The organism is Rhodoferax sp. RT4P68, from assembly GCF_056521305.1.
Window position 1 is genome coordinate 1 of record NZ_JBWMBB010000030.1, and the last position, 15,400, is coordinate 15,400.

14 protein-coding genes are annotated in these 15,400 nt (G+C 67.0%); 7 read left to right on the forward strand and 7 right to left on the reverse strand.

Features of this window, described 5'->3' with window-relative positions:
- Positions 1–150: 150 nt before the first annotated feature.
- Positions 151–603, reverse strand: a complete 453-nt coding sequence (locus AC099J_RS31085) for a hypothetical protein (RefSeq protein ID WP_479619179.1) — start codon at positions 601–603, stop codon at positions 151–153.
- A gap of 495 nt (positions 604–1,098) precedes the next feature.
- On the opposite strand from AC099J_RS31085, the gene AC099J_RS31090 reads away from it, so the two are divergent.
- Together AC099J_RS31090 and AC099J_RS31095 are read left to right on the forward strand one after the other, a co-directional pair.
- A complete protein-coding gene (locus tag AC099J_RS31090; protein ID WP_479619180.1) occupies positions 1,099–2,256 on the forward strand; it encodes a glycosyltransferase family protein in 1,158 nt (385 codons plus the stop codon).
- Positions 2,257–2,421: 165 nt separating this feature from the next.
- Positions 2,422–2,733: a hypothetical protein gene (locus AC099J_RS31095; RefSeq protein ID WP_479619181.1), complete on the forward strand. Its 312-nt coding sequence runs from the start codon at positions 2,422–2,424 to the stop codon at positions 2,731–2,733.
- Between the two features lie 31 nt (positions 2,734–2,764).
- Here AC099J_RS31095 and AC099J_RS31100 read toward each other — a convergent pair whose 3' ends face one another.
- Together AC099J_RS31100 and AC099J_RS31105 are read right to left on the reverse strand one after the other, a co-directional pair.
- Positions 2,765–4,261 carry a CYTH and CHAD domain-containing protein gene (locus AC099J_RS31100; RefSeq protein ID WP_479619182.1) on the reverse strand — a complete coding sequence of 499 codons (1,497 nt, stop codon included), beginning with the start codon at positions 4,259–4,261 and terminating at the stop codon, positions 2,765–2,767.
- Between the two features lie 57 nt (positions 4,262–4,318).
- Complete coding sequence (locus AC099J_RS31105) at positions 4,319–5,374, reverse strand: transporter (RefSeq protein ID WP_479619183.1); 1,056 nt, start codon at positions 5,372–5,374, stop codon at positions 4,319–4,321.
- A 359-nt stretch (positions 5,375–5,733) separates the two neighbouring features.
- Between AC099J_RS31105 and AC099J_RS31110 the strand changes: the two genes are divergently transcribed.
- Entirely contained in the window at positions 5,734–7,911 is a 2,178-nt protein-coding gene (locus AC099J_RS31110; protein WP_479619184.1) for a phosphocholine-specific phospholipase C, read from the forward strand.
- Between the two features lie 17 nt (positions 7,912–7,928).
- Positions 7,929–8,597 carry a PEP-CTERM sorting domain-containing protein gene (locus tag AC099J_RS31115; protein WP_479619185.1) on the forward strand — a complete coding sequence of 223 codons (669 nt, stop codon included), beginning with the start codon at positions 7,929–7,931 and terminating at the stop codon, positions 8,595–8,597.
- A 117-nt stretch (positions 8,598–8,714) separates the two neighbouring features.
- Here the strand turns inward: AC099J_RS31115 and AC099J_RS31120 are convergent, their stop codons facing one another.
- The gene (locus tag AC099J_RS31120; protein ID WP_479619186.1) at positions 8,715–9,551 is read right to left on the reverse strand and encodes a PEP-CTERM sorting domain-containing protein; all 837 of its coding nucleotides are present in this window, start codon (positions 9,549–9,551) and stop codon (positions 8,715–8,717) included.
- A 162-nt stretch (positions 9,552–9,713) separates the two neighbouring features.
- On the opposite strand from AC099J_RS31120, the gene AC099J_RS31125 reads away from it, so the two are divergent.
- The 3 genes from AC099J_RS31125 (at position 9,714) to AC099J_RS31135 (ending at position 12,136) form a co-directional block, all read left to right on the forward strand.
- The gene (locus AC099J_RS31125; RefSeq protein ID WP_479619187.1) at positions 9,714–10,256 is read left to right on the forward strand and encodes a helix-turn-helix domain-containing protein; all 543 of its coding nucleotides are present in this window, start codon (positions 9,714–9,716) and stop codon (positions 10,254–10,256) included.
- 204 nt (positions 10,257–10,460) lie between these two features.
- Positions 10,461–11,216, forward strand: a complete 756-nt coding sequence (locus AC099J_RS31130; RefSeq protein ID WP_479619188.1) for a YoaK family protein — start codon at positions 10,461–10,463, stop codon at positions 11,214–11,216.
- Positions 11,217–11,422: 206 nt separating this feature from the next.
- The gene (locus AC099J_RS31135) at positions 11,423–12,136 is read left to right on the forward strand and encodes a hypothetical protein (RefSeq protein ID WP_479619189.1); all 714 of its coding nucleotides are present in this window, start codon (positions 11,423–11,425) and stop codon (positions 12,134–12,136) included.
- A gap of 98 nt (positions 12,137–12,234) precedes the next feature.
- Here AC099J_RS31135 and AC099J_RS31140 read toward each other — a convergent pair whose 3' ends face one another.
- From AC099J_RS31140 to AC099J_RS31150, 3 genes are all read right to left on the reverse strand, one after another.
- Positions 12,235–12,714: a VOC family protein gene (locus AC099J_RS31140; protein WP_479619190.1), complete on the reverse strand. Its 480-nt coding sequence runs from the start codon at positions 12,712–12,714 to the stop codon at positions 12,235–12,237.
- A gap of 82 nt (positions 12,715–12,796) precedes the next feature.
- Positions 12,797–14,251, reverse strand: coding sequence for an aldehyde dehydrogenase (locus AC099J_RS31145; protein ID WP_479619191.1), 1,455 nt, complete (start codon positions 14,249–14,251; stop codon positions 12,797–12,799).
- Between the two features lie 24 nt (positions 14,252–14,275).
- Positions 14,276–14,992: an ABC transporter ATP-binding protein gene (locus AC099J_RS31150; RefSeq protein ID WP_479619192.1), complete on the reverse strand. Its 717-nt coding sequence runs from the start codon at positions 14,990–14,992 to the stop codon at positions 14,276–14,278.
- Between the last annotated feature and the right edge of the window lie 408 nt (positions 14,993–15,400).

Consider the following 15,400-nt stretch of genomic DNA (forward strand, 5'->3'; position numbering starts at 1 on the left):
CTTGACTGCCGTCAGCTTGAATTCAATCCCATAACGGCCGACCATTCTTGGACCGGGCATTCCCATTGATCACTCCTTCGGTTAGGTTGGAGTGTCCACGAAAGTAAAACAAGGTTCGTTCCGGCTTGAATGAATTGTTAGCCCTCGCCATCAAAGCGAGAACGTCTCGACTTTTGACGTCGCGGGGCAGTAGACGTGAGCTGGAAAGATAGCCGGCTCTCCCAAGTAACTAGCCAGCCTTTCGGCATTGTCCTGCGACAGATCAGGAATGGCCTTGTTGAAGAGGTAGAGAGTGCCATGGTGGTAGATGCCGAGGCACGCAGATGTTCTGTAACCAACAAGCTCTGTGCCACTTGGTAGCGAGACTACGGCAGACAGCCAAAGGTACCGAAAAGGCAGTGAAGCCGCTTGACTCGGCAAGGGGAAGACTTTCTCCTCGGGAGTGGCCAGCCTTTCGAAGGCAGACATCACTTGAGTTGCTTCAAACCCGAGTCCCTCCAGTAGCTCCATCTCTTCGAGATCGTCGTAACTAGCCCACACAGGATAGGCCGCAAAATCGGCCTCTGTGAGTTGGTGCAAAAGTTTCGGAGCGAGAATTCTCATTGAGGGCTAACGTGTTATCGGTGGATTGTTAACGATTTCCGCCTAACATTTGAGCATGCGCCCCTATCGCACTGCAACCCGTTCTGAACGCGATGCGCGTGCCGAGCAGCGGCGAAGCCGTGTCTCTGAAGCCAACCCCACGCGGCCACTCGATGACCGCGAAGACCGTCGCCAACCGTTCGACTGGAGTTTCTCCTGCGGCGGCATCACCTGGTCCTTGCACTTCGAACCCAATCCAAGAGACGTGAGGCAGTGGCGGGTGTCCAGAGACGGCGAGCCCTGGATGTGCGCCGGCCTTGAGCGCGTGTGGCGGGCCATGCAGCGTGAAATGGGGCCCGCGCTCGGCCGGCGCCATTGGCGGTGACGGGGTAGGCCGCAGGTTCGGCGTTGTCGCATCGGCACGACCGCGAGCGGTCGGGGATGAACACCAGCACTGCCACGCCAACGACACGCCACTGACACACAGGTGTCGCAGGCCGGCACCACCATGTGGCGATGACCCGCATCGACCTCGTCTACTTCAACGCCGGCGGCGGCCACCGCGCCGCGGCGCTGGCGCTGCAGGCCGTGTGCGCGCAGCAGCAGCGCCCCTGGGATCTGCGCCTGGTGAACCTGGTCGACATCGTGGACCCGCAGGCGCTGTTCCAGCGCACCACCGGCATGGCGCCCGAAGACCTTTACAACAAGCGCCTGGCGCGCGGCTGGACACTGGGTCTCGCGCAAGAACTCAAGCTGCTGCAAGGCCTGATCCGCATGGCCCACGGCACGCTGGTGCAGCGGCTGGCGGGGCACTGGCAGCGCAGCGCGCCAGACATCGTCATCTCGCTCATCCCCAACTTCAACCGCGCACTGGGCGAAAGCCTGGCGCAGGCGCGCCCGGGCGTGCCCTTCATGACGGTGATGACCGACATGGCCGACCACCCGCCGCGCTTCTGGCGTGAGCCCGGCGTGGCCCAGCACCTGGTCTGCGGCACGCCCAAGGCTCTGGCCCAGGCGCGCGCCGCGGGGCACGACACCACGCGGCTGCACGCGCTGTCGGGCATGCTGATCCACCCCGATTTCTACGCCCCGCTGGCGCTGGACCGCGCGGCCGAGCGTGCCGCCTTGGGCCTGCCGGCCGACCAACCGGTGGGCGTGGTGATGTTCGGCGGCGCCGGTTCGATGACCATGGACAGCATCGCCCGTGAGCTGCCCGACACGCCGCTCATCCTGCTGTGCGGCCACCATGCCAAGCTGGCGGCCCGCCTGCGCAAGCGGCCGGCGGCGGCGCCGCGCGTGGTGGTGGGCTTCACGCGCGAGGTGCGGCGCTATCTCGCACTGGGCGATTTCTTCATCGGAAAGCCCGGCCCCGGCAGCCTGAGCGAGGCCGTGCACATGGGCCTGCCGGCCATCACCGTGCGCAATGCGTTCACGATGCCGCAGGAGCGCTACAACACCCAGTGGCTGGCCGAGCAGGGCCTGGGCTTGGTGCTGCCCGGGTTTGGCGAGGTGGCGCCGGCCGTGCGCACGCTGTGCGAGGCGCTGCCGGCCTTTCGCGCGCGTGTGGCGCAGGTGCACAACCGGGCCATCTTCGAACTGCCCGAGACCATCGCCCAGGTTCTGGCCACATCCGGCTGCAGGCCGTCGGTGCCGCCCGAGCCGGCGTTGGCCTAACCGCCTGCATAGGTAACGATGTGCGTCCCTTGCGGGGCGCGGCGGCACCGATCTGGTGCTGATGTGTCAATGGTTCGCCCGCCAGTCACAAAAATGTCACAAAAACGGGCTCTTCGCAGTGTCAAATGCGGGTTTCCGATAGCACCTCAACGCAAGGACTCCCTTTTGAACGCCATCAAAGAAGCCAAAAAGCTCATCGCCAAGGACCCTTACAAGGATTCCGCCAAGACCTTGGCCGATCTGGTCCTCTCGCTCGAATCGCGCGAGCCCTTCCATCTGGAACGCCTGTACGCACTGGATCTGGAACGTTTCGACCTGGCCGTGCAGATCGTCAAGGAATGGCGCCTGGACCGCTACTACGCCGGCAAGGCCAAGCTGTACGACTTCGCCGTGCAGGCCAGCGCGCTGAGCCAGCCCTCGGCACCCGTCGCGCAACAACCCAGCGCGGCCGAAGCGCCCGCGTCCCGGGCCGCCTGAGGCGGGCGCGCCGGCCCGTTCGGGCGCGGCGCTATTTCCAGAACCGGTTGGCCTGCTGCGCTGCCTCGCGCAGCGCAGCGCCGGCCATCCCGGCCGATTCCGAGTGGCGGGCCAATAGCCAGCCCACTGCGAACCAGGCCTGCGGCTCCTGTGGCGCCATGGCGCGATAAACCTGCTCGGCCGTCAGCTCATCCATGAACGTGCCCATGGCATCCTGGGCCGGCTCCAGCCGGCGCGCATGCCGCGCCGCGCCCTTGGCGTCAAAGCACACGCCGACGAATTCGGCCAGGTAGCGCAGTCGCTTCAGACGCTTGCGCACCTGGTGCTGCCCCTCGGGCGCCATCACTTCGAACGCCTGCGCGCCCTGGCGCAATTGCTTGTGCAGCTTGTCCAGCCGCGCGCGCAGCAGCTTGCGCGCCTGCTTGGGCGAAGCCCCATCCGCCGCCGGTGCCGCGGCAAAGCCGATCAGCCCGACCAGCGCGGACTGGAAGTCCGCCGCGCGCACTGCGTCGCCCGGTGTGGCGCCGCCCGCAGGCTCGGCCGGCCAGTCGAATGCAGGCGCGCCCGCGGCGTGCAGCCGGGGCTGCACCGTCTGCCGCACCACCTGCTGATCGCGCCGCTCGCCCAGCGCGCGGAACACGCGCACCAAGGGCTCTTCCCAGGCTTCGCACATCCCCTCGCCCAGCGGGGCCAGCTCGCGCAGGGCGGTGCGCAGCCGGCGCAGGCCCACGCGCAGCTGGTGCACCTGGGCGGTGTCATCGCTGCCGGCGGCGACCTCGGTTGCGTTCGGCAGGATCTGCGCCAGGCAGGCGGCCACCACGGCGCGCTGGATCGTCGGGCCGTCGGGGAAGCCATCGCCAAGCGCAAACTGCGGCGCCGTCGCCTTCACCGCCGCCCGTGTGGACTGGCCGTGCGCCAGGCGCAGCCCGCGCTCGGCCTTGGTGACGGTGCTGAACCACAGCCCATGCCGCTCGGCCCACAACCGGGCCAGCGTGGTCAGGTCGCGCACGTCACCTTCGACCAGCTCCAGTTCCAGCTCACACACCTGGGCACTGCGCGGCGCGCCGTCATCGGCCGAAGGGGCCAGCACGCGGCCCTGGTCCAGCGCCAGCTCGATGCTGCTGCCGGCGAACTGTTCAGTGCGCACGATGCGCCAGATGTCGGTGCCATAGACCTCCACCAGCGGCGCCGGCTGCGGCCCCAGCACCTGCTGCAGCCGCTCGCCCACGGGCGTGCCGTCGTGCCGCGCGACCAGGGCAGTGGGCACGGCGCCTTTGCGGCCAGGGCCCAGGTCGACGTTGTGCTCCAACCGGTGCAGCGGGCCATCGCCCAGGGCCTTGCAGGTCTGCACCCAGGTCGCGCCCTCTTTGCGCAGGCGCAGTGCCACGCCGCGTGCGGCCAGCGCGCCATCGGCCGTGTCGAAATAGCGCGCTTGCAGGTGCGTGCGCGTGCAGGGGGCGCTGCGCAGGGCGGCCTCGGTGGCCTCCAGCGCGTCGGCGGGGATGCAGAACTTGAATTCGATTTCCATGGCGGTGTTGGTTTCCAGCAATGTCGTAATGCTCGCACGCGGGCGGGCAGAACGGTGTCAGCGGTCGCGACGTCCACGAAACGCAAGCCAGCCAGCGACGGCCGTGAAGGCGATCACCACGCTGACGAGGATCCAGAAGCCATGCCCGTTCTCTGCCAGCGGGATGCCGCCCACGTTCATGCCGAACAGGCCGGCCAGGATGTTGATCGGCAGCGCCAGTACGGTGACCACGGTCAGCACGAACAGGCTGCGGCTGGTGCCCTCGTTCACGGCGGCGGCCAGCTCTTCCTGCAGCAGCTTGATGCGCTCCTGCAGCGTCGCCATGTCGCGCAGCGCGACCGAGAATTCTTCGGTCGACTGGCGCAACTCGTCCACATCGCGCGCCGCCATCCAGGCCGGCGGCGTCTGCAGCAGGCGGAAGAGGGCCGCCGGCTCGGGCGCCAGCAGCCGCTGCAGCCGCACCAGCAGCCGGCGCAGGCCGCCCAGGCGGGTGCGCTTGTGGTCCAGCTTGCCGGCCAGCAGCTGGTCTTCGATCTGGTCCACGCGTTGGGTGACGCCGCGCACCACGTCGACCAGCACGTCGGCTTGCGCACGCAGCAGCCGCTCCAGCAGCTCGACGGTGGAGCGGATCTGCTCGCCGCGTTTGATGGCCGTGCGCAGCTGGTCCACCGAGCGCAGCGCCGACTGCCGCGCCGTGACGACCAGGCGCCGGTCGACGCTGATCCACAGCGTGGCGATGTCCGAGGACTCGAACGAGAAGTCGAACCGCACGTCGTTGATGACGGCGATCAGCGCCGCGTCGTCGCGCTCGATGCGGGTGGAGTGCAGGCCCTCGCTGAAGGTCTCGAAGAAGGTGTCCGTCAGGCCGGCGTGGCGGCGCAGCCAGCGGTCGGCGGCGGCGTGGGCCAGGTTGAAGTGCAGCCAGAGGAAGCCGGTAGATGCGTCGGGCCCTTCGTCGCCTGCGCTGGCCAGCCAGGCCGCCGCCTCGTCCGAATCAACCGGCCGCGCCGTGCCCGCACCGTCGGGCGCAAACCGGTAGCCGCAGATCAGCCCCGAGGCGTCGGTGCCGTAAAGGCGGGTTTCAAAGATGCGTTCTGGAGTGCGGCTATCCATCCATGGCCGGGCACACGGCAAGGGTGGCCAGGGGTGTGATGGTGCGTCGGTGATGTGACGTTTTCGTGTCATTGAAGTGACGGGTGGATCCGGTCGGCGGCCGGATGCGGGCCAGAGATGGCACTTGTGGCGATCTGCTCCGCCGTGGAGGCCAGGGCGACAGCCACGCCCGAGACCGGCCAGGCGCATGACCAGTTCGGACCGGGGCGGTACGCGCTGGCCGCGTCATCGAGTCTTCATTGACCGTGCATACATTGCCTCGCGGAGGCGTGACCTGCGCCTCGTTCGCCCCCCTCATTGACTAGGACCATCCCCATGCCAACGATCAACTTTGCGCTTGTACGCGCCAAGGCGCAGCCATGAGCCGCCGCGACTTTCTACGGACCCTGGCCCACGCTGGCGGCGCCAGCGCCGTGCTCGCCACCTTCCCGCCGGCCATCCAGCGCGCGCTGGCCTTGCCCGCCAACCAGCGCACCCGCAGCTTGCAGGATGTCGAGCACATCGTGGTGCTGACGCAGGAGAACCGCAGCTTCGACCACTACTTCGGCACGCTGGAAGGCGTGCGCGGCTTCGGCGATCCGTTCCCGGTGCCGGTGAAGGACCGGCAGAACCTGTTCAGCCGCAAGTCGGTGTTCGTGCAGCAGACTGTCGGCGGTGCGCCGGTGCCCGGCCGGCCCAACTGGCCGCAGAGCCGCGCCATCGCGCCGTTCCGCCTGAACACCGAGCAGGACTTTCCGGTGATGCGCGTGGCCGGCACGCCGCATTCGTGGACGGACGCACAACTGGCCTGGGACCACGGCCGCATGAACGACTGGTGCGCCGCCAAGCAGAACCATTCGATGGGCTACTACGCCGAGGCCGACCTGCCGTTCCAGTTCGCGCTGGCCCGCGCCTTCACGCTGTGCGACCACTACCACTGCGCCACGCAGACCGGCACCAACACCAACCGCCTGTTTCTGTGGACCGGCCACAACGACCCGCTGTCCGTGGCCGGCGGCCCGTCGACCGACAACAGCCGCGACAGCTTCAACCCCGACCAGAACACCGACTACCGCTGGACCACCTATGTGGAGCGCCTGCAGGCCGCCGGCGTGAGCTGGCAGGTCTACCAGAACATGGCGGACAACTTCACCGACAACCCGCTGGCCGGCTTCCGCCCGTTCCGCAACGCCTGGTACCAGCGCCCCGGCTATTCGCAGGCACTGCGCGAGCGCGGCGTGAGCACGCGCGACCTGGATCTGCTGAAGGCCGACGTGCTGGCCAACCGGCTGCCGCAGGTCAGCTGGATCGTGGCCACCGCCGAAGGCTCGGAACACCCCGGCCCGTCGAGCCCGGCATCGGGCGCCGACTACACCGCGCGGGTGCTGGACGCACTGACCGCCAACCCCGAGGTCTGGAGCAAGACCGTGCTCCTGATCAACTTCGATGAGAACGACGGCTTCTTCGACCACATGCCGCCGCCGTCGGTGCCCTCGTACACGACCTACAACGCCAACCCGGCGCTGGCCCAGCTGGCCGGCGCATCGACCGTCGACACCACGGGCGAATACCACCACGTGCTGAACGGCGCGGACCCGCGCACGATCAACCGCCCCTATGGCCTGGGCCCGCGCGTGCCGATGTACGTGGTCTCGCCCTGGACCAAGGGCGGATGGGTCAATTCGCAGGTGGCCGACCACAGCTCGGTGCTGCGCTTCATCGAGGCCCGCTTCGGCGTGCAGGAGCCGCTGATCAGCCCGTGGCGCCGCGCGGTGTGCGGCAACCTGCTGTCGTGCTTTGACTTCGTGAATCCGCAGGACAACGGCTTCCTGCAACTGCTGCCGGCCACGGCCGCGCGGCGTGCGCGGGCGCTGACGCTGGTGGACACCAAGGTGCCGGCAACGCCGACCAGCCTGGCCGCCCCGGTGCAGGCCGCTGGCGTGCGGCCCGCACGCGCGCTGCCGTACGACCTGCAGGTGCAGGCCCAGGTGCCCGACGCCGGTGGCCAGGTGGTGCTGACGTTCGAGAACACCGGCGAGGCGGGCGCGGTGTTCCATGTCTACGACCGCCTGGCGCTGGACCAGGTGCCGCGGCGCTACACGGTGGAGCCGGGCAAGCAGCTGCAGGGCCGCTGGGCCACCGCTGCGGCCTACGACCTGTGGGTTCTGGGGCCGAACGGCTTTCACCGCCACATTGCGGGCGACGTGCGCCGCGCCAGTGCTGCGGCGCTGCCCGAGATCGTGCTGCGCGCCGAACGGGCATCGGGCGAACTGGTGGTCGACCTGGTGAACAACGGCGGCCAGCCCTGCACCTTCCACGTGACGGCCAACAAGTACTACACGAACACGCTGCCCGAGGTGCGCGTGGTGGCGCGCTCGCGCAGCACCGTGCGCCTGCCGCTGTCCGTCAGCAGCAACTGGTACGACTTCAGCGTGCGCGTGAACGGCGCACAAACATGGCTGCGCCGCTTCGCAGGCCATCTGGAGAACGGCCTGCCGTCCATCAGCGACCCCGCCATGCAGGGCGCCGCCCAGCTGGACCAATACCGCATCAACTGAACACCGGAATCTTGACCATGAATGTTCGACACTTTCTTGCCACGGCCTTGCTGGCCGTGGCCTGCAGCAGCCAGGCCGCCGTCATCTACGGCAGCAACCTCGTCGTCAACGGCGATGCCGAGGCCGGCGTCGCCGGCTGGACGGGCTACTCCACCTACAACCCCGTGCAGTCGGTCAGCTACGGCAGCAACTGGGTGCTGCCCACGCAGCCGGGGCCGGCCGAGCGCGGCAGCAAGATGTTCGCGGGAACCGGTGCGTACGCCGTGGGCTACCAGGCGCTGGACTTCGGCGCGACGACGACCCAGTCCATCGATTTCTCGCTGAGCGGCTGGCTCGGCGGCTGGAGCAGCCAGGGCGACAACGCGCTGTTCTACGTGCAGTTTCTCGATGGGTTCGGCACCGAGATCGGCAGCGCGGCCATTGGCCCGGTGATGCCAGGCGACCGCAACAACCAGACCGGTCTGTTCTACCGCGAGGCCGACGGCTTCCTGCCGGTCGGCACCAGTCAGCTGGCGTTCTGGCTGTCGATGGAGCGCATCGGCGGTGGCGACAACGACGGCTATGCCGACAACCTGGCCTTTGTGCTGCAGGCGCCGGACGTGGGCGAAGTGCCTGAGCCAGGCGTGGCCTCACTGCTGCTGCTGGGCTTGGGCGTGCTGGGGTGGGCGCGGCGGCGGGCGAGCTGATCTCGCCAGGCAGGCACGCGGGGCGCTGTACGCGACAGGGCGCTTTGCGTGTGCTGAGGCACTGCCCTGCATCCCATTCGGGGGGGAGGAGACATGTGCAACCGCTCTGAGCGTGCGCTATGCAGGTCGCCGCCTATAAACTCCTAGCAAGCCGATCGCTCCTATGCCGATGAGAAACAATATGCCTGGCTCAGGTACGGGATTTTGGTGACCATGCACGAATGATCCCGTCTCCGAAGTGAATCCTGCATCGAATATTGTGCCCTGGGCGTACAAGAAATTTCCGGGATCCAAAGCTCCCGCCACAAAAATCATCAATGAGCTGTGTGGGGCCAAAACAAAGTCTGCCAACATGGCGCCGAAACCTGCCATCGAGCCCGGGTCAATACTGTCGAAATCAAGTTCGGGCGAATTCACCAGGAACTGCAAGCCCCGAATTCCCATGGAATCATCGAAGTCATTGTAAATTGTATATTCTGGATCCCCTACAACTTGGAAGCCGGGAACGGCAGCGTTACCTCCCAAATTTGCAGGTACGCGCACAGAGTTTCCTTGGATGTCCTTTCGTGTCCAATAAGATTCGGTTACGCGAACAGCATTATTTTGTTGAATAAATTCGAGACTTACGGTGGGCTCTAATCCGCGACCGACATTGACATCGATGTCAATGTTAACGGCGGGCGTGCCATTTCCTGTGACGTTGTTTGCTCCAATCACTTGGTTGGCGAACTTTCCCTTTCTCAAGTTCAGATTACCGGGGCCCACGTGTTCAACTTTGACATGGTAGTCTTCGACTGGACCGTCGGTGTTGTTCTTGATTTTGAAGCTGTTCAATACTTTCGCATCTTGAGTGGGGATTGGTCCGGAAAAGGCGCTGACCGACAGCACTGAGAGCAGGGCAGCAACGATGATGCGCACAATACTTGAAGAATAGTAACCTGGATGGTGTCTCATGCTTTTCTCCGGTGTGGTTTAAACTGGCGCGACATGTTGTGAGCAAGTGGGTGACCATCATCATTGACTTGATGAATATATTTCAACATTCGTTGACGTTTCCAGAATTTTGCTTTGCGGCCATATCTTGATGAGACGGGTGCCCATGGCTGACGCACATGCATGAACCACACCAAGTTTCTCGCCGTCCGTCAAACGACAAAATGCCTGTCGCATGCCTTGATGGCCGCGACGATTGGAGGGGTGAAGGATATGAAGAAACTTCTTGTGGAGAATCCGCAGGCTGCACTTCGGGCTGTTCAAGCCATGGTCCAGGGCGGGCACGAGCAACTGCTGCTGCACAAGCTGCACTGCGTACTGCTCGTCGGCCAGGGCTGCACCTGCCACCAGGTGGCCATCTGGTTTGGCGATACAACGAGGTCGGTGGAGCGCTGGGTGTGCGCCTTCAATGACGACGGCGTGATGGGCTTGGAGTGGCACGGCTCACACGGCCGGCCGCCGCGCCTGCCCCATGACTTCGAACAGCGCCTGCGCTGTGAACTGCGGCAGACGCCCGCCGCCTGCGGTGTGGGCGGGCCCCTGTGGACCGGCCGCCTGTTGGAGCAGCACCTGGCGGAGCACTACGGCATCCGCATGAGCCTGCGGCAGTGCCAACGCACCTTGCAGCGGCTGGGGTCGTCACACCGGGGCGCGGCGGTACGCTGATGCGTCATCGTTTTGGCGCGCTGAGGCGAGCCAATGGCGGCAAGCCGAGCCTCGCTCGTTGCACACTCCGTACGTTGTAAAGCTCTTCGACACGAACGATGGCCTCGCGAGGCGCCGAGAGGCGGCTTGGGGCAACGCCTTGCCGCTGCCGGTCAGCCAGCGCTCCGTAGCGAGACCCACGGCCCGCTGCCGCTACGATTCCCCATGCCCATCGCTTACGCCCGCAGCCTCACCGCGCAGGAACGCTCGCTGCGCAGCGACCGCCACCTCGGCTTCGGGCTGGCCTTCGTCGCCGGTGCGGCCAATGCGGGTGCGTTCCTCGCGGTCAAGATCTACACCTCGCACATGACGGGGTTGGTGTCCTCCATGGCCGACCACATCGCGCTGGGTGAAGTCACGCTGGCGCTGAGCGCTCTCGGCGCCGTGCTGTCGTTTCTGCTGGGTGCCATGACCTCCGCCGTGATGATCAACTTCGCCCGCCGCAGACAGTTGCGCAGCCGCTATGCCTTGCCTTTGATGCTCGAGGCCGCGCTGCTGCTGGCCTTCGGGCTGCTGGGGGCCAGGTTGGCGCAGATCCAGGGGCTGTTCGTGCCGGTCACCGTCATGCTCCTGTGCTTCATGATGGGCTTGCAGAACGCCGTCATCACCAAGATCTCGGGCGCGGTCGTGCGCACCACGCACCTGACCGGGGTCATCACCGACCTGGGCATCGAGCTGGGCCGTGCCATTTACTGGAACCGGGGAGCGCCCGACCTGGAGGGCCGCGTGGTGGCCGATCGGGCGCGGCTGTCGATGCTGGCGCTTCTGTGCGTGTTTTTCCTGCTGGGTGGTGTCACGGGCGCGCTCGGCTTCAAGCATGTGGGTTATCTGGCCACGGTGCCGCTGGCGGCGTTGCTCGTGCTCATGTCCGTCGTGCCGGTGGTGGACGATATGCTGGCGCGGCGCACGCACGGCGACTGACGTGGCGCTGCTGATCTCGCATCACTTTCTGATGACGCCGGTGCACGCCAGCGCCAGTCGTGTCAAGAGCTGTCGCAGATGACTTTTGGTGACTGACGCGGCGCGTGGCGGCGGATAAGGTGAGCGTTATGGGCGGCCCTGTCGGTTGCGCCCCTATTCAAACGGAGGCGGAGGCAGTCATGCGCGAACCATCATGGGCCGGCACAGTGAAGGCGCTCGCCTTCGGTGCGTTGGTCGTTCTGGCCGGCGTGGCCGGCCCCGCACGGGCGCAGGACGTGCCTGTGGTCAAGCTGCAGTACAGGCCGCTTCCCTTCGACATCGAGTGCGAGCAACTGACCAGGTACAGGTATGAAGCCACCAGAAAGTGGCCGCACTGGGAAATAAGGGCGGAATGGAAAGCCGAGCTGAACGATCGCGTCACAGCGTTCCAGGGTGTTTGGAGTTCTGAATCGGAGGCGCTGCTCGGCACGGCCCTGCAGGAGGTCGGCAAGCCCTTCCCACACCGCGAGATGATCGCGACGCTGACGCTGTGCAGCGTGGCGTCGATGAGCAGCCCATTGATCATCAGCATGCGGAGGTTTCTTCAAGGGCCGACTGAGGGCAAGCCAGCCGGCGATATGCTGTTTGCCTCCCTTGTGTTCCACGAGCTTCTGCACACCTACGTCGCTGCGCATCGGCCGCTGACGACGCCGCTGCTGATCGAACACAAGGCCACCTTCGACGAGTTTCCGGTGGCGCGAACGCACGTCCATCTGTTTGCGCTGATGCAGGTCGTCTACCAGAAGCTCGGCCGCGCAGCGGATCTGCGGTCGATCAAGACGTTCCACACCTCCGGCGCCTCTGCAGCGTATGGACAAGCGTGGGAGCTGGTCGAGAAGACCGGCGCCGAGCGCTGGGTTGCCGAGCTCAAAAGCCCGTAGCAAGCCGCGCGCGATTCATGCCGGTGCGCGGCAGGCGCATGGTCGTCGGCAGGTTGCAGGGGATCTTCGACGCGGCGCCCGGCGAGGGCTGACCCGTCTCAACCGCGCCGCGCCGCCTCGATCGCCGCGATGTCGATCTTGCCCATGGTCATCATGGCCTCGAACGCGCGCTTGGCGACGGCCGGGTCCGGGTCGGTGATGGCCTCGATCAGCGCGCGCGGCGTGATCTGCCACGACAGGCCCCAGCGGTCCTTGCACCAGCCGCAGGCGCTTTCCTCGCCGCCGTTGCCGACGATGGCATTCCACAGCCTGTCGGTCTCAGCCTGGTCGTCGGTGGCGATCTGGAACGAGAAGGCCTCGGTGTGCTTGAAGCGCGGCCCGCCGTTCAGGCCCAGGCATGGGATGCCGGCCACGGTGAACTCCACCGTCAGCACGTCGCCCTGCCGGCCATCTGGGTAGTCGCCCGGCGCGCGGTGCACGGCGTGCACGGCGCTGTCGGGGAAGGTGGCAGCGTAGAAGGTGGCGGCGGCCTCGGCGGCGCCGTCATACCAGTTGCAGACGGTGTTCTTGCTGGTCACGCTTTGGGTCTCCCTCAACGGGGTCAGCCATGCTATCGGGCATAGCAGGGGGCCGCCAGCCGCCCCCGCTCCGCCCACGCCCTCAAAACGGGTAGTGCCGCTCGCCCATCTGCAGCGTTACCCAGCGCAGATCGGTGAACTCCGCCACGCCGGCCTGGCCGCCGAAGCGGCCCCAGCCGCTGCCCTTGACGCCGCCGAATGGCATCTGCGCCTCGTCGTGCACGGTGGGGCCGTTGACGTGGCAGATGCCCGATTCGATGCGCTGCGCCACCGCCAGCGCGCGGGCCGCGTCCTTGCCGAACACGGCGGCCGAGAGGCCGTAGGCGTTGTCGTTGGCGCAGGCGATGGCTTCTTCCACGCCGTCCACACGCACCACGCACTTGACCGGGCCGAACGTCTCCTCGCCGTAGATGCGCATGGAAGGCAGCACATGGTCCAGCACGGTCGCGGGCATCAGCGTGCTGGTGGCCTTGCCGCCGCACAGCAGCTTGGCGCCCTTGGCCAGCGCGTCGTCGATCAGCGCGTTGCAGTGCTCCACGGTCGACATACTGGCCACGCTGCCCAGCACCACCGGGTCCGGCCCACGCGGGTCGCCCAGCGGCAGCATCCGCGCCTTGGCGACGAATCGGTCCAGGAACACGTTGGCGATGGCGTTGTCCACGATCAAGCGCTCGGTGCTCATGCAGATCTGCCCCGAATTGGCGAAGCAGCCGAAGGCCGCGCCGTTCACGGCCGCGTCGATGTCGGCATCGTCCAGCACCACGAGTGGCGCTTTGCCGCCCAGTTCCAGCACCACGGGTTTGAGATGCTGCGCGCAGGTCACGGCGATCAGCTTGCCGACCTTGGTCGAGCCGGTGAAGTTCACGCGCCGCACCGCCGGGTGCGCGACCATGGCCTCGACCACGGCGGCGGCATCGGCCGGCGCGTTGGTCACGTAGTTCACGACGCCGGGTGGAAAGCCCGCGTCGACAAAGGCCTGGGCGATGCGCTGGTGCGTCTCGGGGCACAACTCCGAGCCCTTGAACACCACGGTGTTGCCGCAGGCCAGCGGCGCGGCGATGGCGCGCACGCCCAGAATCACGGGTGCGTTCCACGGCGCGATCCCCAGCACCACGCCGGCCGGCTGGCGCATGCCCATGGCCAGGCTGCCGGGCACGTCGGAGGGGATGATCTCGCCCGCGATCCGCGTCGTCAGCGCCGCAGCCTCGCGCAGCATGCCGGCCGCCAGGTGTACGTTGAAGCCGGCCCACATGGGGGTGGCGCCGGTCTCGCGCGGCAGCGCGGCCACGAATGCGGGCGTCTTCGCCTCCAACGCGTCGGCGGCTTTGAGCAGCAGCGCGCGGCGTGCGCCGGGGCCGGTGTGGCGCCAGGTGGTGAACGCGGCGGCGGCAGCCTCGACCGCGCGCAGGGCGTCGGCCGGGCTGGCAGCCGGCGCGCGCGTGGCCACGCTGCCATCCAGCGGGTTGCGGCGCTCGAACATGGCGCCACTGGCGGCCTGCACGGCTTCGCCATGGATCAGCATCGAGATATCGGACATAGGGGGTTCTCCTTCAGGAATGGTTCAAGTGGCGGCACCTGGGCCGAGGTATGCGTTGCGCACCACGTCGGACCGGGCCAGTTCGTCGGCCGGCCCGCTCGCGACGATCACGCCGCGTTCCAGCACATGGCCACGGTCGGCCACGGCCAGCGCTTTCTTCACGTTCTGCTCGACCATCAGCACGGTGGTGCCGGCATCGGCGATGCGGCGGGCAATCGCCAGCAGCTCGTCCACCATGCGCGGCGCCAGGCCGAGCGAGGGTTCGTCCAGCATCAACAGGCGCGGGCCGCTCACCATGGCGCGGGCCACAGCCACCATCTGCTGCTCGCCGCCGCTCATGGTGCCGGCCAGCTGGCGTGCCCGTTCGCGCAGCCGCGGGAACTCGACGAACGCCTGTTCCACCCGCCGCGCGCGCTCGGCCTTGGGCGTGAGCCAGCCGCCCAGCTCCAGGTTCTCGGTCACGGTCATTTGCGGGAAGAGTTGCCGGCCCTCGGCCACCAGCGCCATGCCGCGCCGCACGGCCGTGCCGGTCTGGCGCACGGGCAGCAAGATGTCGTCCAGCATCACGGTGCCGGTGCGGGGGATCAGGCCGGCCAGGGCCTTGAGCAGGGTGGTCTTGCCGGCGCCGTTGGGCCCGAGGATGACGGTGAGGCCGGGCGTCACGTCCAGGTCGATGGAGCGGATCACGTTGAACCCGCCATAGCCGGCGCCCAGGCCCTGGATCTTCAGGTTGGCGTTCATGTGGGTGCGCTCGGGGTCGGGATCGGGTGCGGGTTCGGGATCGGGATCGGGATCGGGTGCGGGTGCAGGTGCGGTTGGGGATGTGGCGGGCGGGCCGAGGCCACCGGGTGGCCCCTTCCGCGAATGTCCCCCGGTCCGCGCAGGGCGCGTACCTCCTCCTTTATTTCGCTGCTGGGGCCACCCGATACCCTCGGCCCTGAACACGGCGCGTCGTGTCGACAAAGCAACCGCGACGGTGCTGACGAGGACGGCACGTCGTGCTGACCGATGAAGCACAGCGGTGACGGGCCGCGACGATGGTGTGCTCTACGCAGCGAATACGAAGGGACTTCCCCAGTCCTGAGACGGTGTCGAGGCACCAAGATTGACGTTGCGGAAGTCAACCTAAATGGAAAGGGGAAGTCATGA

What these genes read in the sequence shown, in the direction of transcription:
- AC099J_RS31150 (WP_479619192.1), bottom strand. Translation starts at nt 14,992, where the DNA reads ATGAACGCCAACCTGAAGATCCAGGGCCTGGGCGCCGGCTATGGCGGG.
- AC099J_RS31090 (WP_479619180.1), top strand. Translation starts at nt 1,099, where the DNA reads ATGACCCGCATCGACCTCGTCTACTTCAACGCCGGCGGCGGCCACCGC.
- AC099J_RS31130 (WP_479619188.1), top strand. Translation starts at nt 10,461, where the DNA reads ATGCCCATCGCTTACGCCCGCAGCCTCACCGCGCAGGAACGCTCGCTG.
- AC099J_RS31125 (WP_479619187.1), top strand. Translation starts at nt 9,714, where the DNA reads ATGAACCACACCAAGTTTCTCGCCGTCCGTCAAACGACAAAATGCCTG.
- AC099J_RS31100 (WP_479619182.1), bottom strand. Translation starts at nt 4,261, where the DNA reads ATGGAAATCGAATTCAAGTTCTGCATCCCCGCCGACGCGCTGGAGGCC.
- AC099J_RS31105 (WP_479619183.1), bottom strand. Translation starts at nt 5,374, where the DNA reads ATGGATAGCCGCACTCCAGAACGCATCTTTGAAACCCGCCTTTACGGC.
- AC099J_RS31120 (WP_479619186.1), bottom strand. Translation starts at nt 9,551, where the DNA reads ATGAGACACCATCCAGGTTACTATTCTTCAAGTATTGTGCGCATCATC.
- AC099J_RS31085 (WP_479619179.1), bottom strand. Translation starts at nt 603, where the DNA reads ATGAGAATTCTCGCTCCGAAACTTTTGCACCAACTCACAGAGGCCGAT.
- AC099J_RS31110 (WP_479619184.1), top strand. Translation starts at nt 5,734, where the DNA reads ATGAGCCGCCGCGACTTTCTACGGACCCTGGCCCACGCTGGCGGCGCC.
- AC099J_RS31115 (WP_479619185.1), top strand. Translation starts at nt 7,929, where the DNA reads ATGAATGTTCGACACTTTCTTGCCACGGCCTTGCTGGCCGTGGCCTGC.
- AC099J_RS31145 (WP_479619191.1), bottom strand. Translation starts at nt 14,251, where the DNA reads ATGTCCGATATCTCGATGCTGATCCATGGCGAAGCCGTGCAGGCCGCC.